18 protein-coding genes are annotated in these 20,056 nt (G+C 72.4%); 12 read left to right on the top strand and 6 right to left on the bottom strand.

What is annotated here, in order from left to right; translation table 11 throughout:
- Positions 1–2: 2 nt before the first annotated feature.
- The 3 genes from ACIA8N_RS25225 to ACIA8N_RS25215 form a co-directional block, all read right to left on the bottom strand.
- Positions 3–2,102, bottom strand: a complete 2,100-nt coding sequence (locus ACIA8N_RS25225; protein WP_365778723.1) for a lipopolysaccharide biosynthesis protein — start codon at positions 2,100–2,102, stop codon at positions 3–5.
- A complete protein-coding gene (locus tag ACIA8N_RS25220; RefSeq protein WP_365778725.1) occupies positions 2,099–3,289 on the bottom strand; it encodes a DegT/DnrJ/EryC1/StrS family aminotransferase in 1,191 nt (396 codons plus the stop codon). Before ACIA8N_RS25220 ends, ACIA8N_RS25225 begins: the two co-directional genes overlap by 4 nt.
- A gap of 210 nt (positions 3,290–3,499) precedes the next feature.
- Positions 3,500–4,423, bottom strand: a complete 924-nt coding sequence (locus tag ACIA8N_RS25215; protein ID WP_365778727.1) for an RNA polymerase sigma factor SigF — start codon at positions 4,421–4,423, stop codon at positions 3,500–3,502.
- Positions 4,424–4,645: 222 nt separating this feature from the next.
- Between ACIA8N_RS25215 and ACIA8N_RS25210 the strand changes: the two genes are divergently transcribed.
- The 6 genes from ACIA8N_RS25210 (at position 4,646) to ACIA8N_RS25185 (ending at position 9,770) form a co-directional block, all read left to right on the top strand.
- Positions 4,646–5,014, top strand: coding sequence for an STAS domain-containing protein (locus tag ACIA8N_RS25210; protein ID WP_365778729.1), 369 nt, complete (start codon positions 4,646–4,648; stop codon positions 5,012–5,014).
- 173 nt (positions 5,015–5,187) lie between these two features.
- Complete coding sequence (locus ACIA8N_RS25205) at positions 5,188–5,607, top strand: ATP-binding protein (protein ID WP_365778731.1); 420 nt, start codon at positions 5,188–5,190, stop codon at positions 5,605–5,607.
- Positions 5,608–5,717: 110 nt separating this feature from the next.
- The gene (locus ACIA8N_RS25200; protein ID WP_365778733.1) at positions 5,718–6,416 is read left to right on the top strand and encodes a peptidase; all 699 of its coding nucleotides are present in this window, start codon (positions 5,718–5,720) and stop codon (positions 6,414–6,416) included.
- Entirely contained in the window at positions 6,416–7,255 is an 840-nt protein-coding gene (locus ACIA8N_RS25195) for a hypothetical protein (protein WP_365778735.1), read from the top strand. Before ACIA8N_RS25200 ends, ACIA8N_RS25195 begins: the two co-directional genes overlap by 1 nt.
- Positions 7,252–8,334: a hypothetical protein gene (locus tag ACIA8N_RS25190; RefSeq protein WP_365778737.1), complete on the top strand. Its 1,083-nt coding sequence runs from the start codon at positions 7,252–7,254 to the stop codon at positions 8,332–8,334. Before ACIA8N_RS25195 ends, ACIA8N_RS25190 begins: the two co-directional genes overlap by 4 nt.
- Positions 8,335–8,348: 14 nt before the next feature.
- Positions 8,349–9,770 (top strand): hypothetical protein, encoded by a 1,422-nt coding sequence (locus tag ACIA8N_RS25185; protein ID WP_399416792.1) that lies wholly within the window; start codon positions 8,349–8,351, stop codon positions 9,768–9,770.
- Positions 9,771–9,838: 68 nt separating this feature from the next.
- On the opposite strand, the gene ACIA8N_RS25180 is transcribed toward ACIA8N_RS25185, so the two are convergent.
- Entirely contained in the window at positions 9,839–11,359 is a 1,521-nt protein-coding gene (locus ACIA8N_RS25180; RefSeq protein ID WP_365778741.1) for an oligopeptide:H+ symporter, read from the bottom strand.
- A 458-nt stretch (positions 11,360–11,817) separates the two neighbouring features.
- Between ACIA8N_RS25180 and ACIA8N_RS25175 the strand changes: the two genes are divergently transcribed.
- A complete protein-coding gene (locus ACIA8N_RS25175; RefSeq protein WP_030555456.1) occupies positions 11,818–12,495 on the top strand; it encodes a response regulator transcription factor in 678 nt (225 codons plus the stop codon).
- A gap of 24 nt (positions 12,496–12,519) precedes the next feature.
- Complete coding sequence (locus ACIA8N_RS25170; RefSeq protein WP_365778743.1) at positions 12,520–13,791, top strand: ATP-binding protein; 1,272 nt, start codon at positions 12,520–12,522, stop codon at positions 13,789–13,791.
- A gap of 9 nt (positions 13,792–13,800) precedes the next feature.
- Here the strand turns inward: ACIA8N_RS25170 and ACIA8N_RS25165 are convergent, their stop codons facing one another.
- Entirely contained in the window at positions 13,801–14,316 is a 516-nt protein-coding gene (locus tag ACIA8N_RS25165; protein WP_365778745.1) for a GtrA family protein, read from the bottom strand.
- 134 nt (positions 14,317–14,450) lie between these two features.
- On the opposite strand from ACIA8N_RS25165, the gene ACIA8N_RS25160 reads away from it, so the two are divergent.
- From ACIA8N_RS25160 to ACIA8N_RS25145, 4 genes are all read left to right on the top strand, one after another.
- The gene (locus ACIA8N_RS25160) at positions 14,451–15,644 is read left to right on the top strand and encodes a 5-(carboxyamino)imidazole ribonucleotide synthase (RefSeq protein WP_365778747.1); all 1,194 of its coding nucleotides are present in this window, start codon (positions 14,451–14,453) and stop codon (positions 15,642–15,644) included.
- Between the two features lie 35 nt (positions 15,645–15,679).
- Positions 15,680–16,177, top strand: a complete 498-nt coding sequence (gene purE / locus ACIA8N_RS25155; RefSeq protein ID WP_051751520.1) for a 5-(carboxyamino)imidazole ribonucleotide mutase — start codon at positions 15,680–15,682, stop codon at positions 16,175–16,177.
- A complete protein-coding gene (locus ACIA8N_RS25150) occupies positions 16,174–17,382 on the top strand; it encodes a dipeptidase (protein ID WP_365778749.1) in 1,209 nt (402 codons plus the stop codon). The genes purE and ACIA8N_RS25150 overlap by 4 nt, the downstream gene beginning before the upstream one ends.
- Before the next feature lie 123 nt (positions 17,383–17,505).
- Positions 17,506–18,429, top strand: coding sequence for a membrane dipeptidase (locus tag ACIA8N_RS25145; protein WP_365778751.1), 924 nt, complete (start codon positions 17,506–17,508; stop codon positions 18,427–18,429).
- 62 nt (positions 18,430–18,491) lie between these two features.
- Here ACIA8N_RS25145 and ACIA8N_RS25140 read toward each other — a convergent pair whose 3' ends face one another.
- Complete coding sequence (locus ACIA8N_RS25140) at positions 18,492–19,817, bottom strand: UDP-glucose/GDP-mannose dehydrogenase family protein (protein ID WP_365778753.1); 1,326 nt, start codon at positions 19,815–19,817, stop codon at positions 18,492–18,494.
- Between the last annotated feature and the right edge of the window lie 239 nt (positions 19,818–20,056).

Raw genomic sequence — 20,056 nt, 5'->3', positions numbered from 1 at the left:
CCTCAGCGGCGGCCCGCCGCAAGGCCCCGGAAGGCGCACACCGCCATCGTGGCGCCGGCCAGGCCCAGGAACAGCGGGAGCGGGGCGGCGGCGAAGGCCTGCTGCCCCGCCCAGCCCGCCCAGACCAGGACCCACACCGCCCCGGCCGTGACCCGGTCGCCCACGCCGATCACCCGCAGCAGCACGGCCGCGAGCAGCAGGCACAGCGCCTGGAGGGCGATCGGGGCGACGGCCCGTTCCGCCCCGTCGCCCAGGAGCGCGGCCCCCGGCCCGCCCGCCTCCGCCGGCCGCAGGCCGAGCAGGGGCGGCGCGGTGTGCAGGGCGAGGAAGGTGGCGAGCAGGACCGTTCCGGCGAACACCGGCCGGAAGACCCGCAGTCCGACGGCGGCGCCCTGGAGGGCGACGAGCAGCAGCCCGGCTCCCAGCGTGACGGGCGGGAGCGCGGTCAGCAGCCCGGTGCCGGAGATCCGCTCCACGTCGAGCGCCCCCGAGCCGGCGAGCGGCAGCCAGAAGAGCCCGGCCGCCAGCCCGAGGAGCAGCCACAGGCACATCGTCCACCTGCTGGGGACGGAGGCCGTGCTGGGCGGCTCCGGCGCGGGCTTTCCCAGGAGACCCGCGGGCTCGCCGGTCCGCTGCCCGGGTACGTACACCGGGATCCCGAACGCCGGCGTCACCGAGTCGTGCGCCCCCCGCAGATAGGCGCTCTCCCGGGCCCAGCTGGTGCCGTAGGCGTCCTTCGCGCGCTCCTGGACCCTGGGTGCCCGGCCCTTGAGCGCGGCCCGCAGACCCGGTACGCACACGACCGCCATCACGGTCATCCCCCCGAGGACGGCGTACCCGGCCCCCGCGATGCCGAGCGGCCCGAGGAGGAAGGCCGCGCTGCCGAGCACCAGGACGCACATCGCGCCCTGGAGGGCGGCGAGCATGCCCGTACGGCCCTGGACGCGCAGCACCCCGATGTACAGCTCGACGGCGACCCGGGGCAGCGCGGCGGCGGCGAGGAGCCGGAGGACCGTCGTGCCGTTCTCGGCGTACTCCGCCCCGAAGGGCGCCAGGAGCAGCGGGGCGAGCACGACGAGGAAGAGGACGACGGGGACGAGCAGCAGCACCATGCGGCGCAGCGCGCCCCTGACCCCCTCGGCGAGGGAGCCGGGGCTGTGCGAGGCGTGCGCGGTGAGCGAGGAGGCCATGTTGATGGCCATGAACTCCATCGTGCCGCCGACGGTGTACGCCGTGTAGAAGAAGGCGTTGTGGGCGGCGTCGAAGCGGACGGCGACCATCATCGGCAGCAGGCTGATCATCAGCAGGCTGAAGACGGAGCCCACGGAGTCGCCGGCGAGGAACCGGCCGATCTCGCGCAGGCTGGGCGGCTCGCGGTCCCGGTCGGCCTGTTCCTGCCGGGGGATGAGGCGCCGGAAGACGAGCCAGCCGATCGGCACGACGGAGAGCGCGATCGCCGCGGCCCAGGAGACGAAGACGCCGAGCACGGGCAGGCCGACGGCGAGGACGACGAGCAGGACGAGCTTGCCGAGCGAGAAGACGGCGTTGCCGACGGGGACCCAGATGGCCCGTCTCAGGCCGGTGAGGACGGCGTCCTGGAGGGTGAGCAGGGCCCAGCCGATGCTGGCGGCGGTGAAGAAGATGCCGGCGGACAGGGTGCCGAGGGGGGCGTACGAGGGTCCCCACCAGTCCAGGGTGAGCAGGAAGACACCGCAGGCGACGCCCACGACCAGGGTGCTGACCAGGTACAGGCGGACCACCAGGGGCCCGGTGGCGCGCCCGGCCCTGGGGACGTACCGGACGACCGCGCCGGTCAGCGTCGTCGCGGTGAGGGAGGCGAGCATCCGCTGCGCGGCGATGGCGGCGGAGCCCTGCCCTACGGCCTCCTCCGTGTAGTAGCGGGCGGCGACGAGCCAGAAGCCGAGCCCGAGGGCGGCGGAGACGCCGGTGGAGAGCATCAGCGCGTAGGCGTTGCGGAACAGGGAGCCCTCGCCGGAGCCGTCGCCGTCCCCGTCCTCGGGGGAGGGCTGCGGTGCGGTGCCCTTGGGCTCCTCGGCCGCCGGGTGGTGGTCGGTACCCCGCAGCCGTACGGACTCGGTCACCGGGCCCCGCCGGGGGTCGGCGACAGGTGCGCGGGGCGGATCCCGGCGGTACGGAGCACGGCGAGGACCTCGTCGGCCCGGCGCGGGTCGACCGGGAGGGCGTGGCGGGCGAACCGGGCGGCCGGTTCCGGCGCGGGCGAGAGGTCGGTGAACGCCTCGCCCGCGTAGCTGTCGAGCGGCGGGTCGTAGAGGTAGCCGGTGGTGATCCGGCGCCGGGCGAGGGCGGCGATGGCCGCGTCCCGGTCGTCGACGAGCAGCGGCACCCGGAACAGCGGCTGGACACCGCCGTCCCCCGGTGTGCCGTACTCGCTCGCCAGGAGCCGCTCGGTGCCCACGCGGTGGGCGGCGAGGACGTCGTCGAGGCGGGCCAGCCTGCGGGTGGTGCGGCGGAGCCGGCCGGGGCCGGGGCCGAGCCGGTAGTCGTGCATGTCGACCCGGACCCAGGAGTGGAAGGGTTCGAGCGCGGGCGCGGCCGGGAGGGCCCGTGCCAGGGCGTCGGCGCGGAGCGGCATCCGTATCTCGGTGCGTTCCTCCGCGCCGAGGAGCCGCAGGGTGGTGCGGGCGGCCCCGACGAGGCGCAGGCCGCGTACGGCGGCCTCCGCGTACGGCCGTGCAAGGTAGGCGAGTTCGCCGGTCCTGCGGGGCGGGCGCAGCAACGCGTCCCGGGTGGCCGCGAGTTCCTCGCGCCGTGCCGGGTCGGCGAGGGTGAGGAAGCCGCCGGTGTTGGCGGCGGTGTGCTTCGACAGGCTGAAGACGGAGGCCTCGCCGTACGTGCCGACAGGGCGCCCCCCGACGGTGGAGCCGATCGCGTGGGCCGCGTCCTCGATCAGCGGGATGCCGAGCCGGTCGCACCGGGCCCGCAGCTCCGGTGCCGGGTCGGGGTTCCCGTACAGATTGGTGGTGACGACGGCGGAGAGGCCCTGCCAGACGGACTCGGGCACGGCGGCCGGGTCGATCGAACCGTCCCGGGGGTCGAGCGGCGCCTGCACCGGGCGGAGGCCGGCGGCGAGCACGACGAAGAAGATGACGTCGTCGTTGACCGGCGACATCAGCACCCGGCCGCCGGGTTCGCACCAGTGGCGCAGCGCGAGATAGAGCCCGAGGCGGCACGACGGCACGTAGAGGCACTCCCTGCCCCCGAGCCGGTCGCGCATCCGCCCTTCCAGTTCCGCGTACGCAGAAACCATGTGATTCCCCCCTGAATCCCCGGGCTCAATGTGGCCCAATCCGGACGGCGCGTCAACAAGGCCTGCCGACGGGTGCGTTCCGGTCGTGCGGAAGGGCCCGTCCCGGGTCCGAAGACCGTGAACGGGCCCTTTCCGCAGCCATCTTGGCGGCTCACGGGAGGTGGCGGAGGTCATTCCTCCAGAGTGAGGTGATTCCTCCTGGGCTGAGGCTCACTCCTCCAGGGTGAGTCCGCGCCGCAGCCGGCCGAGGGTGCGGGCGAGCAGCCGTGACACGTGCATCTGCGAGATGCCGAGCTCCGTGCCGATCTCCGACTGGGTCATGCCGGAGACGAAGCGGAGGGAGAGGATCTGGCGCTCGCGGGCGGGCAGCGAGGCGATCATCGGCTTCAGGGAGGCGATGTACTCGATGCCGGTGAGGCCGTGGTCCTCGTAGCCGAGCCGGTCGGCGAGCGCGGCCTCGCCGCCGGAGCCTTCCTCCTCGTCGGGCTGGGCGTCGAGCGAGGCCGCGGTGTACGCGTTGCTGGCGGCCATGCCCTCGACGACCTCCTCGGGGGAGATGCCGAGTTCCTCGGCGAGTTCGGCGACGGTCGGGGCGCGGTCGAGGCGCTGGGCGAGCGCGTCGCCGGCCCTGGCGAGGTCGAGCCGCAGTTCCTGGAGCCGGCGGGGGACGTGCACGGACCAGGAGGTGTCGCGGAAGAAGCGCTTGATCTCGCCGATGATCGTCGGCATCGCGAAGGTCGGGAACTCGACGCCACGGGTGAGCTCGAAGCGGTCGATCGCCTTGATGAGGCCGATGGTGCCGACCTGGACGATGTCCTCCATCGGCTCGCTGCGGGTGCCGAAGCGGGCGGCGGCGAACCGGACCAGGGCCAGGTTGAGCTCCACCAGGGTGTTGCGGACGTACGCGTGGTCGTGGGTGCCCTCTTCGAGCTCGGCGAGCCGGGCGAAGAGCTGCTTCGACAGGGCGCGCGCGTCGACCGGTCCGATCCGGTCGAGGGGCCGGTCGAGCGGGCGGTCGAGCAGGTCGTCGAGGGGTGCGGCCGGGTGGCCGGGGTAGGGGGTGGTCGGGTGGACGAGGGGGACTGCTGCCGACGGCGCGTCGGGGGTACGCGGGGCGTCGAGCCGGGGTGACATGGGTCTCCTCCTTGGTTCCTCTGCTGCGGTTTGCGGCGCCTCCGAAGCCGGTCGTGTCGGGTGTCGTCTTCTAGCCCTACCTGCTTCACACGCAAGGTCGCAAGTGTCGACAATCCGCTTTGTCCTGGTATGTGGCGGACCTTGTGTGCACGGGAGGGTGACCCGCTTGTAGGGTTCGAGGCACGTCAGTCGGCATCCGCGAGAGCGAGAAGAGGCACGGCCATGGACCGCGAGCACATCGGCAGCGCACCGCCCGCGCGGCTGCGGGTCGAGGTCCGGAGCATGGGCGCGAGCGAACTCCTCGCGCCCGTCGGTGAGCTCGATCACCACACCGCCGACCTCCTGCGTTCCCCGCTGGACGGCGCGCTCGACGCCGGCCGCTCGCGCCTCGTCGTCGACTGCGCGGGCCTGGAGTTCTGCGACTCGACCGGACTCAACGTCCTGCTCGGCGCCAGACTGAGGGCGGACGCCGCCGGCGGCGGGGTCCATCTGGTGGCGATGCGGCCCGCGGTGGCCCGGGTGTTCCACATCACGGGCGCCGACGCCGTCTTCACCGTGCACGAGACACTCGCCACAGCCCTCCCCGGCTGAGCCCTCCGACCCGCCGGGTGTGCCCCACGCCACCCCGCACCCCCGCACCACCCGCACCGCCCTGTGTTCCCGCACCGCCCGCACCGCCCGCACCGCCCGCACGGCCCGTACGTCCTGCCCCCTGTCCCGTGTTGTCCCGTCTCTGTCCCGTCGATCGGTGAGGTGAAGCGCTGATGGACCAAGCTTCCGACGTCCGTACGCTCGCCCTCGGCGAGACCAGCGGCACGGTGCCGCTCGCCCGCGACTTCACGCGGACCGCGCTCCAGGAGTGGGGCTGGCTGCCGGCCGCCACCGCCGACCGCAGGGCCGCCGCCGAGGACGTCCTCCTCGTCGTCTCCGAGCTCGTCACCAACGCCTGCCTGCACGCCGAGGGCCCCGAGCGGCTCCGCGTCCTGCGCCTGCCCAAGGTGTTGCGCCTCGAAGTCACCGACCGGGGCGCCGGCCAGCCCGCACCCCGCAGCCCGCACCGCTCCGGGCGCCCCGGCGGCCATGGCATGTTCATCGTGCAGCGGCTCTGCCTCGACTGGGGCATCGAGCGCACCCCGGGCGCCCCCGGCAAGACGGTCTGGGCCGAACTCGCCGCGCCCGCCTGAGACTTTCACAAGTTCACCCGTTCCCCTGCCTTCCCTCCGTGAGGCCCCGGGCGTACCTTGACGGCCAATCTGAAAGACCGTCAGTTACGTCGCGGTGAGGGGTGCTCGGGGTGACCAAGGAGCCGAACCGGAGGAGGACGGCCGCCGCGCTCGCGGCGGCGGTCACGGTGGCGGGCGCGGCCGTGCTCGCCGGCGCACCGGCCGCCCAGGCGGCCGTCGTCGACGTCCACTACGCCTGCGAGACGAAGATCGGGGCCAAGAGCGCCGTCTCGCCCGTCGACATCAAGGCCGTCAAGAACGGCAGCGCCTACACGATCACCATGTCGTTCGAGAAGGGCGTCTCCGACAGCCCGATCGAACTCCCCAAGGGCGTCATGACCCCCCGCGCCGAACTCGTCCTCGGCGGCGACGCCGAGGGCACCGTCAAGGTCAAGGGAACGCCCAACACGGCCGCCATCCCGCCCGACACCCCCATCAGGATCGGCACCCTCACGGGCACGTACACCCCCACCGAGAACGGCAAGGTCACCTTCACGGCCGGGAAGCTCACCGTCCACGCCCTCGGCATGGACGCGGCCGTCTGCCTTCCCAAGAACAACCCGAAACCGTCCCTCGAACTCCAGGTCACCGGCCTCCCCGGCGGCTCCGGCTCCCGGACGCCGCCGCCCGCGGAGGAACAGGAACCGCCCGCCGAGCTGCCCAGGACCGGGCCGCTCGACTCCGCCACGGCCCTCGGCACCCTCGGCGGCACCGTCCTGCTGACCGGCGCCGCCGGAGTCCTCTGGCTCACCCGGCGCACGGCACGCTGATGCGGACGGCGGCACGCTCCGGGCTCGTGGCCGCCGCCACCGCCCTCCTCGGCGCGGTCGCGGCGGCTCCCCCCGGCGCCCAGGCGTGGACGGCGACGCCCGCCGCCGGACGGCCGTACGCCTACCTGGAGGGCCCCGCGGGCAGCGTCCTCCAGGACACCCTGTCCCTGACCAACCCGGGCGCCCGGCCGCTCACCGTACGGCTCAGCGGGCAGGGCGCGCCGGTGTCCTTCGCCGCCAGGACCGTGACCGTGCCGGCCAGGACCAGGGCGGACGTCCCCTTCGCCGTGACCGTCACCGCCGACACCCCGCCCGGTGAACACCGGGGCGCCGTACGGGCCACCGCGGCGGGCCACGAACTCCGCGTCGACCTGCGGCTGCGGGTCAGCGGCCCCCGGCTCGCCGCCCTCACCGTCGAGGACGTCCACGTCGACACCGCGACCGGCTCCCTCCGGTACACCCTGGTCAACCGCGGCACCACGGTCCTCGCCCCGCGCCTCGCCGTCCGCGCCGACGGCGTCCTCGGCACCGTCCTCGACCGGCCGGACCGCCCCCTGCCGCTCACCCTCCGCCCCGGCGAGCGGGCCACCCGCACCGAACCCTGGCCCGACCCGCCCGCCCTCGACTCCGTGACCGTCCGGCTCACCGCCACCGCCGAGGGCGCGGCCCCCGCCACCGCCCGTGCCGAGGCCTCCTTCGCCCCGGTCCCGGCGCCGGCCGGGGCGGCCGGCCTCCTCCTGGTGGCGGTCGGCGCCGGATACGCCGTACGGCGGCGCGGAAGGTCCCGTACCCGTACCCGTACCCGTAACCAGGCAGCGTCGGCGGGAGCGACCCCATGACAGGCAGCCGCACCACGAGGTGGGCGCGCACGGCCGCCGCGCTCCTGACCGGCCTCGCCCTCGCCCTCCTCCCCGCCGCCCCCGCGACGGCGGCCCCCGGGCCCGTCGTCGAACTCTCCCGCGCGGAGGGCGGCAAGGGCGGCGAGATCACCGTCAGCGGCAGCGGCTGGAAGCCGGGCGCGCTGCTCATGCTCCTGGTCTGCGGCCAGGCGGCCCCCGGCAGGGGCGTCATCGGCGGCACCAACTCCTGCGCCAACACCGACGGCCGGGCCGCCACCGTCGACGCGCGCGGCGCGTTCAGCGCGAAGCTCCCGGTCGCCGAACCGCCCAAACCCTGCCCCTGCGTCGTGCACGTGGCCGGAGTCACCGGCCAACAGGACGCGGTCGACCGGGAGTTCACCGTCGCCGGGCACCCCACCGCCCCGCTCCCCGAGGCCTCGGGCGACGGGCGGCTCGCCGTCCTGGCCGCCGTGCGCCTCGACGGATCGAGCGGCCTCCTCACCTGGTTCGGGGCGCCCCCGAGCCGCGAGGTCGTCTTCACCGTCGGCAACCTCGGCTCCGCCCCCGTCAAGGACCCCGTCTTCCAGGTCGGCACCGGCCACGGCGTCTTCGCGCCGCAGTACGAGGAACGCCAGTGGCGCGGCACGGTCCAGCCCGGCAGGAAGGCCCTGGTCCGGCTCCCCGTCGAGCTCGCGGCGGGCGCGCACGGCGACTACCAGGTCTCCGTGCGGTACGCCGGCAAGGTCCTGGTCGAGCAGCCGTGGGGGGTCGGCAGGCCCTGGGGCGTGACGCTCTTCTGGCTGCTGCTCGCCGTCGTCGTGCCCACGGCCCTGTTCCGTATCGGGATGGCCGTGGTGGACCGCGTCCGTCCGGCCGCGAGCCCCGCCGCGGCCCGGCCCCCGTGGCGCCGTCGGACCGGGACCTCCAGCCGTACCCGTAGCCGTACCCGTACCCGTACCTCCGTTCCCGCGCGGCGGGAGGCGGGGGACGACGAACCGACCGCGGTCCTGCCGTGGTTCAGCCCTGACTCCGCACCGTCAGCCCCAGAGAGCAGCCCGACGACGAAGGGACAAGCGTGAGTACGCAACGGAGGATGAGCGCGGCCGGAGTCGCGCTGATGCTCGGCGGCGCGGGGATCCTGATTTCCGCCGGACCCGCACAGGCCGCCGAGGTCTCGTACAAGACGGAGTGCATCCCGCCGTCCATCTCCGGACTTCCGCCCGTGCAGGGCACGACGAAGGTGCTGATCACGGCACCGGCGGAGGCCAAGGTCGGCGACGAGGTCGAGATCGTCTGGAAGACGGTCCAGGCCGCGTCGAAGAACCCCGACGTGCTCGACCTCGGCGCGGACACGGTCAAGCCGACCGGCGTCCTCACCGTGGGCGGCGCGGCGACCGGCACCGTCGCGATGGAGGGGCCGCGGAAGAACCCGCCGATCCCCAAGAACAGCCCGATGGTGCTGCCCGAGATGAAGGGGAAACTGAAGCTGGACAAGGCGGGCGAGATCACGCTGACGCCCGACAAGTACACGATCAACGTCTCCAAGCCGATCTCGACGGACACGAAGTGCGCGCCGAAGGAAGCGGTCCCGGTCGGCGCGACGATCAAGGTGACGGCGGGCGGCGGCGGCACGACGACCTCCGGCGGTACGACCACGACTTCGGGCGGTACGACGACCTCGGGCGGTACGACGACCTCGGGCGGTACGACGACCTCGGGCGGTACGACGACCTCGGGCGGTACGACGACCTCGGGCGGTACGACGACCACCTCCGGCGGCACCACGACCTCCGGCGGCAGCACCACCACCTCGGGCGGCGGCACGACCACCTCCGGCGGTGGTTCCGGTGGCGGGCAGACCGACTTCCCCGGCAAGGAGGTCACCGTCGCCTTCGCCTGCCAGGCCCCCGGCCCGCCGGACATCAACTCCAAGGTGACGATCAACGCCAAGAAGAACGGCGCCGTCTACGACCTCACCGTCAAGACGGCCAAGGGCGTCATGAACAGCCCCGCAGCCCTCCCCAAGGGGGCTCTCACCCCGTCCATGGCGGTGAAGATCGGCGGCGCCGACAGCGGCACGGTGAAGGTCACCGGCGCACCCAACCCCACCGCGCTCGCGGCGGGCGCCCCGGTGAGCCTGGAGGACATGAAGGGCACGTACAAGCCGGGCGCGACCGGGAAGTCCACGCTCAGCCCCGGCGCGCTCACCATCTCGGTCACTCTCGGCGAGGCCAAGATGGAGATCCCGTGCCAGGTCAAGGGAGCGGTGAACGCTTCCCTGGAGCTGGACACGAGCAAGCAGGCCGGCGGGGCGAGCGGCGGATCGGGAACCTCGGGTTCGGGCTCCGGCGGCGCTGCCTCCGGCGGGTCCGGTGGGTCCGACGGCGGGAACCTCGCCGAGACCGGCGCCGAGAGCGACGGCGCCCTGCGTGCCCTCGCCCTGGTCGCGGGCACGGTGATCCTGCTCGGCGGCGCGGTGTTCACCTTCACCCCCTGGGCGCGGCTCAGGAGGTGACGGAACGACGGAGGCCGCCGCACCGAACCCGGTGCGGCGGCCTCCGTGGGGGACCAGGACCACAGGCGTCAGTGGACGTCGCCCATGAGGCCCTGGACCTTCTTGCGGTACATGTAGATCGCGAATCCTGCGGCGACGGCGAGCGTCGCCTGCATCGCGATGATCCCGGTGCCGTTGAGGTCGACGCCCGCGATGGAGAGCAGACCCGTGGTGCAGTCACCGGCGGTGACGGCGAGGAACCAGACACCCATCATCTGCGAGGCGTACTTCTGCGGCGCCATCTTCGTGGTGACGGAGAGGCCGACGGGGGAGAGGCACAGCTCACCGATGGTCTGGATCATGTAGATCGTGACCAGCCACATCGGGGAGACCTTGGTGCCGTCGCCCGCCATGTTCATCGGGACGATGAAGACGAAGAAGGACGCGCCGACCAGGACGAGACCCATCGCGAACTTCACGATGGTGTTCGGCTCCTGGTTCTTGCGGGCCAGCCACAGCCACATCCAGGCGAAGACCGGGGCCAGCGCCATGACGTAGAGCGGGTTCAGCGACTGGTACCAGGTGGCGGGGAAGCCGAGGCCGAAGATGGTGTCGGCGGTCTTGTCGTCCGCGAACAGGGACAGCGTCGAGCCGCCCTGGTCGTAGATCATCCAGAAGATGGCGGCGGCGACGAAGAACCAGATGTAGCCGGTCACGCGGGACTTCTCGCCGGCGGTCAGGTCCTTGTCGCGCTTGATGCGGGCCAGGACGGCGACCGGGATGATCAGACCGGCGAGGGTGATCGGGACCATCGCCCAGTTCAGGGTGTACATGCCGAGGGCGACGACGGCACCGTAGAACGCGGCGATCACGACGGTGACGACGGCGGCCTTGGTGATGACGGCCTTGCGCTCGTCGGCGGACAGCGGGTTCGGGACCTCGCTGCTCTTCGGGTTCAGCGTCTTGCCGAAGATCAGGAAGACGGCGAGGCCCAGGCCCATGCCGACGGCGGCGAGGGCGAAGCCCAGGTGCCAGTTGACCTTCTCGCCGACGGTGCCGATCACCAGGGGAGCGAGGAACGCGCCCAGGTTGATGCCGATGTAGAAGATCGTGAAGCCACCGTCACGGCGCGGGTCGTCCGCGTTCTTGTAGAGGTGGCCGACCATCGTCGAGATGTTGGCCTTCAGCAGACCGGAGCCGACCGCGACGAGCGCGAGGCCGACGAAGAACATCGCCTGGCCCGGCAGGGCCAGCGAGACGTGGCCGAGCATGATCACGGAGGCCGCGATCGTGACGGTCTTGCGGGCGCCCCAGACGCGGTCGCCGAACCAGCCGCCGGGCATGGCCATCAGGTAGACCATCGAGACGTAGACGGAGTAGATCGCCGTCGCCGTCGCCGCGGTCATCGCGAGACCGCCGCCCTGGCTGCCCGTGGCGGCGTCCACGCCGCCGGAGACCAGGTACAGAACGAGAAGGGCCCTCATGCCGTAGTAGGAGAAACGCTCCCACATCTCGGTCATGAAGAGAGTGGCCAGGCCGCGGGGGTGGCCGAGGAAGGTCTTCTCGTAGCCGAGGGGTTCGGCCGAGTCCTTCGTCAGGCTGGACGCCATGTCGATCCTTGCTCTGTCGGGACGCGCGCCTTGTGAGCGTGATGCGCCCGGTGGGGGAGGCCGGCACCGGCTGAGTCGTCGGACTCACCGGGATCCACGCCCCGGGAGACGCGCTGTCGCGTCCCGGGACCCGGCCCACAGGTCGTTCACCGTCTTCGAGGATCGGCGGAGCCGACCTCACGCAGAAAGAGGACCTTGGCACGCGAAGCGAGCCAAAGGTCCCCAATACCGCTACAGACGTCGAGCAACCATACGACACGACAGTGCCGGATATGGAAGGACTTGAGAGATGGATCACAGGCGGAAGTGCAACCGGAGAAGGCTATTCGAAGGTCATGCACAGGATGCCCACAGGATCCCCAGGGGTCATCTCGCCCCCGGGCCCCGGACCCCGGCCCCGGGGACCGTCCCCCGCCATCCCGCCCCGGCCCGGCACCCGTGCGGACTACCATCACCCCATGACCCGTGTACTGCTCGCCGAGGACGACGCATCCATCTCGGAGCCGCTGGCCCGCGCCCTGCGGAGAGAGGGGTACGAGGTCGAGGTCCGCGAGGACGGCCCCACCGCCCTCGACGCCGGACTCCAGGGCGGAGTGGACCTGGTCGTGCTCGACCTGGGCCTGCCCGGCATGGACGGCCTCGAAGTCGCCCGGCGGCTGCGCGCCGAGGGGCACACGGTCCCGATCCTGGTCCTCACCGCACGGGCCGACGAGGTCGACACCGTCGTCGGGCTCGACGCGGGCGCCGACGACTACGTCACCAAGCCCTTCCGGCTCGCCGAACTCCTCGCCCGCGTCCGGGCCCTGCTCCGGCGCGGCTCCAGCGAGCCCGCCGTCGCCCCCGCGACCCACGGCGTGCGGATCGACGTCGAGTCGCACCGCGCCTGGATGGGCGAGGAGGAACTCCAGCTGACGGCGAAGGAGTTCGACCTGCTCCGGGTCCTGGTCCGGGACGCCGGCCGGGTCGTCACGCGTGACCAGCTGATGCGCGAGGTCTGGGACACCACCTGGTGGTCGTCCACCAAGACCCTCGACATGCACATCTCCTGGCTGCGCAAGAAGCTCGGCGACGACGCCGCGAACCCGCGCTACATCGCCACCGTGCGCGGAGTCGGTTTCCGCTTCGAGAAGAGCTGAGCCACCCCGCCCCCGGAGAGCACCATGCGCCGCCGTCTGATCAACTCCACGCTCGCCGTGGTGCTCGTCGTCATCTCGGTGTTCGGGGTCTCCCTCGTCATCGTCGAGACCCGCACCATCACCAGTACCGCCCAGGAGCGGGTGGACACCGAGGCGGTGCGGCTCGCCTCCATCGTCGACAGCCGGCTCATCGGCGGCGAGCCGGTCAACCCGGACATCCTCGCCGAGCAGAGCGGCGCCAAGCGGTTCGCCGAGATCCGGATCCCCGGCCGCCCGTCGATCGAGATCGGCACCCGGCCCACCGGGGACGTCATCCGGGGCCTCGCCGAGGGCGAGCGCGGCGAGACCGTGATCGTCGAGGAGTCCCGCTCCACCGTCACCGAGGAGGTCGGCCGCACCCTCCTGATCATCGGCGCGGTGGCCCTGCTCGCCGTCGTCGCCGCGATCCTCCTCGCCGTACGGCAGGCGAACAAGCTCACCTCCCCGCTCACCGACCTCGCGGAGACCGCCGAGCGCCTCGGCTCCGGCGACCCGCGCCCCCGGCACAAGCGGTACGGGGTGGCCGAGCTCGACCGCGTCGCGGACGTCCTCGACGCCTCCGCCGAACGCATCGCCCGCATGCTCACCGCCGAGCGCCGGCTCGCCGCCGACGCCTCGCACCAGCTCCGTACGCCGCTGACCGCCCTCTCCATGCGCCTGGAGGAGGTCGCGCTCGCCGACGACCTCGACACGGTCAAGGAGGAGGCGACGATCGCGCTCACCCAGGTCGAGCGGCTCACCGACGTCGTCCAGCGGCTCCTGACCAACTCCAGGGACCCGCGGACCGGCTCCGCCGTCGCCTTCGACCTGGACGAGGTCGTCAAGCAGCAGATCGAGGAGTGGCGGCCCGCCTACCGCAGCGCGGGCCGGGCCATCGTCCACTCGGGCAAGCAGGGGATGCGGGCCGTCGGCACCCCGGGCGCCGTCGCCCAGGTCCTCGCGGCCCTGATCGAGAACTCGCTCATGCACGGCGGCGGCACGGTCGCCCTGCGGACCCGGGTCATCGGCAACCAGTCCGTGATCGAGGTCACCGACGAGGGCCCCGGCGTCCCGGCCGACCTCGGCTCGCGGATCTTCGAGCGGGCCGTCAGCGGCCGCAGCTCCACCGGCATCGGCCTCGCGGTCGCCCGCGACCTGGCGGAGGCGGACGGCGGCCGTCTCGAACTGCTGAAGGAGCAGCCGCCGGTCTTCGCGCTCTTCCTGAGCCGGGAGGTCAGGAGCGTCTCCGACGAGACGCGGGAGCGCCCCGTCAGGTGAGAAGGCTGGTCAGACGCGGTCGGGCTGGCGCCGGACCGCCTGGCGCGGGGGCTGCTCCAAGAACGATTCGGCGGCCTGGACCGCCTCCTTCGCGGGCAGCGTGCGGAACACCCAGCTGCGGTAGGACCAGAAGCGAAACAGCGTGCCGATGCCGATGCCGAAGAACTTGAAGAAGTTGCTCGCGAGCGGGCCGTCCCAGCCGAAGCCGTACGTCGCCGCGTAGAGCACACCGTTCTCGATGACCATGCCGACGACGCTGAACAGCAGGAACAGCGACATCTCCTTGGTCCGCCCCGACTTGTCCCGGTCGCGGTAAGTGAAGTAACGGAACCCCACGTAGTTGAAGACGATGGCGACGACGGTGGCGATCAGGCTGGCCCGCACCATCGGAATCTCCGTGGTGCCGCGGACGAGGTTGAAGACGCCGAGGTTGACCAGGACGCCGAGACCGCCGACCACCCCGAACTTGGCGACCTCACGGAAGAGCCCGTTGAGTCGCGTGCGCAGCGCGCCGGGTTCACTCATGGTGATGGCTCTGTCCCGTCCGTCAGGATGACGCCCGGATGACGTCAACCCAACCCATGCTAACCAGCCCTCCTGTCACCCGCCCGGGTACCTCGTAAACCACTGGAGAACCCGCTTCCCGCCCCGCCTTTCTTGTGCCAAACCACAGCCGGACGAGGCTTCCGGGATGGTGCGGATACCCTAAGAGGGTGACGTTCCCCGTAGTAGGCATGGTCGGCGGCGGGCAGCTCGCCCGTATGACGCACGAGGCGGGCATCCCCCTCGGCATCAAGTTCAAGCTCCTCAGCGACACCCCCCAGGACTCCGCGGCCCAGGTGGTCGGCGACGTCGTCATCGGCGACTACCGCGACCTGGACACGCTGCGTGACTTCGCGCGCGGATGTGACGTGATCACCTTCGATCACGAGCACGTCCCCACGGAGCACCTGCGGGCCCTCGAAGCCGACGGCATCCCCGTCCGGCCGGGCCCCGACGCGCTGGTGCACGCCCAGGACAAGGGGGTGATGCGCGCGAAGCTCGACGAGATCGGCGCGCCGAGCCCGAGGCACCGCATCGTGGCGGACCCCGAGGACGCCGTGGCCTTCGCGGCCGAGGGCGGGGGCTTCCCGATCATCCTGAAGACGGTGCGCGGCGGCTACGACGGCAAGGGCGTCTGGTTCGTCCGTACGCCCGAGGACGCCCGTGACCCGTTCCTCGCGGGGGTCCCGGTGCTCGCCGAGGAGAAGGTCGACTTCACGCGCGAGCTCGCCGCGAACATCGTCCGCTCCCCGCACGGCCAGGCCGTCGCCTACCCGGTCGTGGAGTCCCGGCAGGTCGACGGCGTCTGCGACACCGTCATCGCGCCCGCGCCGGACCTCGACGGCGAGCTGGCCGGCCAGGCGCAGGAGCTGGCCCTTCGCATCGCCAAGGAGCTGGGGGTCGTCGGCCACCTCGCCGTCGAGCTGTTCGAGACCACCGACGGCCGCATCCTCGTCAACGAACTGGCGATGCGCCCGCACAACTCCGGTCACTGGACCCAGGACGGCGCGATCACCTCGCAGTTCGCCAACCACGTCCGGGCGGTCCTCGACCTGCCCCTCGGCGATCCGCGCCCGCGTGCCCCGTGGACCGTGATGTGCAATGTCCTGGGCGGTGACTACCCCGACATGTACGCGGCGTACCTGCATTGCATGGCGAGGGACCCGCAGCTCAAGATTCACATGTATGGCAAGGACGTGAAGCCCGGCCGCAAGGTGGGGCACGTCAACACCTACGGCGACGACCTGGACGACGTGCTGGAGCGCGCGCGTCACGCCGCCGGATATCTGCGAGGAACGATCACCGAGTGAGCAGCCACAGCACCTCCCCCGTCGTCGGCATCGCCATGGGATCCGACTCCGACTGGTCCGTCATGGAGGCCGCCGCGCAGGCCCTCGACGAGTTCGAGATCCCCTACGAGGTCAACGTCCTCTCCGCGCACCGGATGCCGCGCGAGATGATCGCGTACGGCGAGGAGGCCGCGGGCCGTGGCCTGAAGGCGATCATCGCGGGCGCGGGCGGCGCCGCCCACCTGCCCGGCATGCTCGCCTCCGTCACCCCGCTCCCCGTGATCGGTGTGCCGGTGCCGCTGAAGTACCTGGACGGCATGGACTCGCTGCTCTCCATCGTGCAGATGCCGGCCGGCGTCCCCGTCGCCACGGTCTCCGTCGCCGGCGCCCGCAACGCGGGCCTGCTCGCGGCCCGGATGCTCGCCGCCCACGACGCCGACCTCCTCGCCCGGATGAACGAGTTCCTCCAGGAGCTCAACGACCAGGCGACCGAGAAGGGCAAGCGGCTGCGGGCCAAGGTCGAGGGCGCCGACTCCTTCGGCTTCGGCAAGTGAGCGGCGCGGCGGACCGTCTGTCGGAGGCCCGCGAACTGCTCGCGGGCCACCCCGTCGTCGACGGCCACAACGACCTGCCGTGGGCGCTGCGCGAGCACGTGCGGTACGACCTGGACCGCATGGACATCGGCGCGGACCAGACCGGCGCGCTCCACACCGACCTGGCGCGGCTGCGGGCCGGCGGCGTCGGCGCCCAGTTCTGGTCGGTGTACGTGCCGTGCCGGCTCGCCGGGGACGACGCGGTCAGCGCGACGCTGGAGCAGATCGACATCGTCGACCAGCTCCTGGAGCGGTACGCGGGCGAGCTGGCCCCCGCCCTGACGGCGGACGACATGGAGGCGGCCCGCGGGCAGGGCCGTATCGCCTCCCTGAAGGGCGCCGAGGGCGGCCACTCGATCAACAACTCCCTCGCCACCCTGCGCGCCCTGCACGCCCTCGGCGTGCGCTACATGACGCTCACCCACAACGACAACAACGACTGGGCGGACTCGGCGACCGACGAGCCCGGTGTCGGCGGGCTCTCGGCCTTCGGCCGGCAGGTCGTCCGCGAGATGAACCGCTCCGGCATGCTCGTCGACCTCTCGCATGTCGCCGCCACCACCATGCGGGACGCCCTCGACGCCACGGCGGCGCCGGTGATCTTCTCGCACTCCTCGGCCCTGGCGGTGTGCGACCACCCGAGGAACATCCCGGACGACGTCCTGGAGCGGCTGCCCGCCAACGGCGGCGTCGCGATGGCCACCTTCGTGCCCAAGTTCATCCTCCCCGCGGCCGTCGAGTGGACCGCGCGGGCGGACGAGAACCTCCGCGAGCACGGCTTCGACCACCTCGACACCACCGCCGAGGCGATGAAGCTGCACCGTGCCTTCGAGGAGGAGAACCCGCGCCCGATCGCCACCGCCGCCACGGTCGCCGACCACCTCGACCACATGCGCGAGGCCGCCGGCATCGACCATATCGGCATCGGCGGCGACTACGACGGAACGGCCTTCACCCCGGCCGGTCTCGACGACGTCGCCGGCTACCCGAACCTGATCGCGGAGCTGCTGCACCGCGGCTGGTCGCACCCGGACCTGGCCAAGCTGACCTGGTCCAACGCGGTCCGCGCCCTCCGGGACGCGGAGGCGGTCTCCCGCGACCTGAAGAGCCGTACGGCACCGTCGAACGCGACCATCGACGCTGTCGACGGACCCGACGCGCCGTAGCCGGACGGTCACCCGAACGGCTCAGTCCGCCGGGCCCCGGCAGGGGGCCGGTGGCACGGTGGACGGTACTGCCCCGCCGGTCGAGGCGGGGCGGTACTGCATCGCCGAGTTCGGAGTGACCCCATGGCGGAACTGCTAGACGACCCTCCCAGCCTCTCCACCGTCCCTGCCGCCGCCGGCGAGCCCGACGTACCGGAGCCATCCACGGCGCTCGACGAGACGTCCCGCGCCCGCGCCATCCTGGCCGCCCAGCCCGTCGTCGAGGGACACACCGACCTGCCCCCGTCCCTCGATCCGGAGGACCTGCCGCCGATGCGCGCGAGGGAGGCCGGAGCCCAGTTCTGGTCCCTGCGCGTCGAGGCCGACGAGGGCGTCATCGGGACCCTGCGGCGCATCGACGCCGTCCGCGCGCTCGTCGCCGCCTGCCCGGAGGACCTGCGTCTCGCGCACACCACGTCCGAGATGGCCCACGCCCGTAACTGCGGCCGTGTCGCGGCCCTCCTCGGGCCGGTCGCCTGGACGGCGCTCTGCGGATCCGCCGCGACCCTGAGGGCCTATCAGGCCCTGGGTGTACGGGCCGCCGGCCTCGCCGGCTTCGACCGCTTCGCCCGCGACGCGGTACGGGAGATGAACCGCATCGGCCTGGCCGTGGACCTGTCCGGAGCCGACCAGGACACGGTCCGCCGCACCCTCGCGGTCACCCGCGCCCCGGCCCTGCTGACGCGGGCGGCCCCCGAGGAGCTCCCCGACGACGTCCTGGGCCTCCTCGGCGAGAACGGCGCCGTCTGCATGGTCACCGTGACGGACGACCCGGCCGCCGCCGCGGACGTCCTGGACCGGGTGCGCGCCCTGGCCGGCCCGCACTGCGTGGGCGTCTCGCACACGACGGCCCCGGCCGTCGGCTACGTGCCGCTGTTCGCGGAGCTGCTGCGCCGGGGCTGGCCGGCCCAGGAGCTGGTGGGCCTCGCGCACGCGAACGTCACCAGGGCGCTGCGCGAGACGGAGTTCCTGTCCCGCACGAACCGCATCCGGCCGGCCGCGGCCTGACCGGCCGTACGAAGAAGGGAGGGGGCGCGACCGCGCCCCCTCCCTTCTCGTGCCTCCTCGTGTCAGGCGCGCGGGCGGCCCATCGCCCGGTACGTCCAGCCGGCCGCCCGCCAGCGCTCCGAGTCGAGCGCGTTGCGGCCGTCCAGGATCACCGGCGACGACACGACCTCGGCGAGTTCCGCCGGGTCGAGCTCGCGGAACTCGCGCCACTCCGTCAGGTGCAGCACCACGTCCGCCCCTACGACGGCCTCGCGCGCCGAGTCCGCGTACCCGAGGGTCGGGAAGACGCGCCGGGCGTTGTCCATGCCCTTCGGGTCGTAGACGGTGACCTGGCCGCCCTGGAGGTGTATCTGCCCGGCCACGTTCAGCGCGGGGGAGTCGCGGACGTCGTCCGAGTCGGGCTTGAAGGTGGCGCCGAGCACGGCCACCCGGCGGCCGAGGAAGGAGTTCCCGCCGAGGGTCTCCCGCGCCATCTCCACCATCTGGCCGCGCCGCCGCATGTTGATCGAGTCGATCTCGCGCAGGAAGGTCAGCGCCTGGTCGGCGCCCAGCTCGCCGGCGCGGGCCATGAAGGCCCGGATGTCCTTCGGGAGGCAGCCGCCGCCGAAGCCGATGCCGGCCCGCAGGAACTTGGGGCCGATCCGGTCGTCGTGGCCGAGTGCCTCGGCCAGCTTGGCGACGTCGCCGCCGGCGGCCTCGCACACCTCGGCCATCGCGTTGATGAAGGAGATCTTGGTGGCGAGGAAGGAGTTCGCGGACGTCTTCACCAGCTCGGCGGTCGGGAAGTCGGTCACCACGAAGGGCGAGCCCTCGCCGACGGGTACGGCGTACACCTCGCGGAGCGTCTTCTCGCCCCGCTCGCCGCGGACGCCGACCACGATCCGGTCCGGGTGCAGGGTGTCGTTCACGGCGAAGCCCTCCCGCAGGAACTCCGGGTTCCAGGCGAGTTCGACACCCTCCGGCAGCAGGCCCGCGAGCCGCTCGGCCGAGCCGACGGGGACGGTCGACTTGCCGACGACCAGGGCCCCTTCGCGTACGACTCCGGCGAGGGAGGTGAAGGCCGCGTCCACGTAGCTCATGTCGCAGGCGTACTCGCCGTGCTTCTGCGGGGTGTTCACGCAGACGAAGTGCACGTCACCGAAGGCGCCGACCTCCTCCCACGAAGTGGTGAACCGCAGCCGCCCGCTCGAACCCTCGATCCCGGCCACGTGTCTGGCGAGGAGCTCCTCCAGGCCCGGCTCGTACATCGGGACGCGCCCGGACGACAGCAGCTCGATCTTCTCGGGGACGACGTCGAGGCCGAGGACCTCGAAGCCCAGTTCCGCCATGGCCGCGGCGTGGGTGGCGCCGAGGTAGCCGGTGCCGATCACAGTGATCTTGAGGGCCATGCGGGTCTCCAGTGAACGTCGGGCGGAATGCCTGCCCGAGCATAGTCGTGCCCTGGTCCGGGGCCTGGTCACGCCCTACCATTTGGGTTACTTAACGGTAGTTAGCAAGCGTGGGAGTGAGTGAGCGTGTCAGGTTCCGCTGATTTCGACCTGTATCGGCCTTCCGAGGAGCACGACATGCTCCGGGAGTCGGTGCGTGCTCTCGCGGAGGCGAAGATCGTGCCGTTCGCCGCCGCGGT

It is taken from the genome of Streptomyces sp. NPDC051822, assembly GCF_044452745.1.
Classification (GTDB): domain Bacteria; phylum Actinomycetota; class Actinomycetes; order Streptomycetales; family Streptomycetaceae; genus Streptomyces.
This window is presented reverse-complemented; position numbering and strand designations above follow the sequence as displayed.

Excerpts from the sequence above, each read along its gene's own strand:
- ACIA8N_RS25185 (WP_399416792.1), top strand. The coding sequence starts at position 8,349 with ATGAGCGCGGCCGGAGTCGCGCTGATGCTCGGCGGCGCGGGGATCCTG.
- ACIA8N_RS25205 (WP_365778731.1), top strand. The coding sequence starts at position 5,188 with ATGGACCAAGCTTCCGACGTCCGTACGCTCGCCCTCGGCGAGACCAGC.
- ACIA8N_RS25170 (WP_365778743.1), top strand. The coding sequence starts at position 12,520 with ATGCGCCGCCGTCTGATCAACTCCACGCTCGCCGTGGTGCTCGTCGTC.
- ACIA8N_RS25145 (WP_365778751.1), top strand. The coding sequence starts at position 17,506 with ATGGCGGAACTGCTAGACGACCCTCCCAGCCTCTCCACCGTCCCTGCC.
- ACIA8N_RS25180 (WP_365778741.1), bottom strand. The coding sequence starts at position 11,359 with ATGGCGTCCAGCCTGACGAAGGACTCGGCCGAACCCCTCGGCTACGAG.
- ACIA8N_RS25210 (WP_365778729.1), top strand. The coding sequence starts at position 4,646 with ATGGACCGCGAGCACATCGGCAGCGCACCGCCCGCGCGGCTGCGGGTC.
- ACIA8N_RS25195 (WP_365778735.1), top strand. The coding sequence starts at position 6,416 with ATGCGGACGGCGGCACGCTCCGGGCTCGTGGCCGCCGCCACCGCCCTC.
- purE (WP_051751520.1), top strand. The coding sequence starts at position 15,680 with ATGGGATCCGACTCCGACTGGTCCGTCATGGAGGCCGCCGCGCAGGCC.
- ACIA8N_RS25165 (WP_365778745.1), bottom strand. The coding sequence starts at position 14,316 with ATGAGTGAACCCGGCGCGCTGCGCACGCGACTCAACGGGCTCTTCCGT.
- ACIA8N_RS25175 (WP_030555456.1), top strand. The coding sequence starts at position 11,818 with ATGACCCGTGTACTGCTCGCCGAGGACGACGCATCCATCTCGGAGCCG.
- ACIA8N_RS25215 (WP_365778727.1), bottom strand. The coding sequence starts at position 4,423 with ATGTCACCCCGGCTCGACGCCCCGCGTACCCCCGACGCGCCGTCGGCA.
- ACIA8N_RS25190 (WP_365778737.1), top strand. The coding sequence starts at position 7,252 with ATGACAGGCAGCCGCACCACGAGGTGGGCGCGCACGGCCGCCGCGCTC.
- ACIA8N_RS25220 (WP_365778725.1), bottom strand. The coding sequence starts at position 3,289 with ATGGTTTCTGCGTACGCGGAACTGGAAGGGCGGATGCGCGACCGGCTC.
- ACIA8N_RS25140 (WP_365778753.1), bottom strand. The coding sequence starts at position 19,817 with ATGGCCCTCAAGATCACTGTGATCGGCACCGGCTACCTCGGCGCCACC.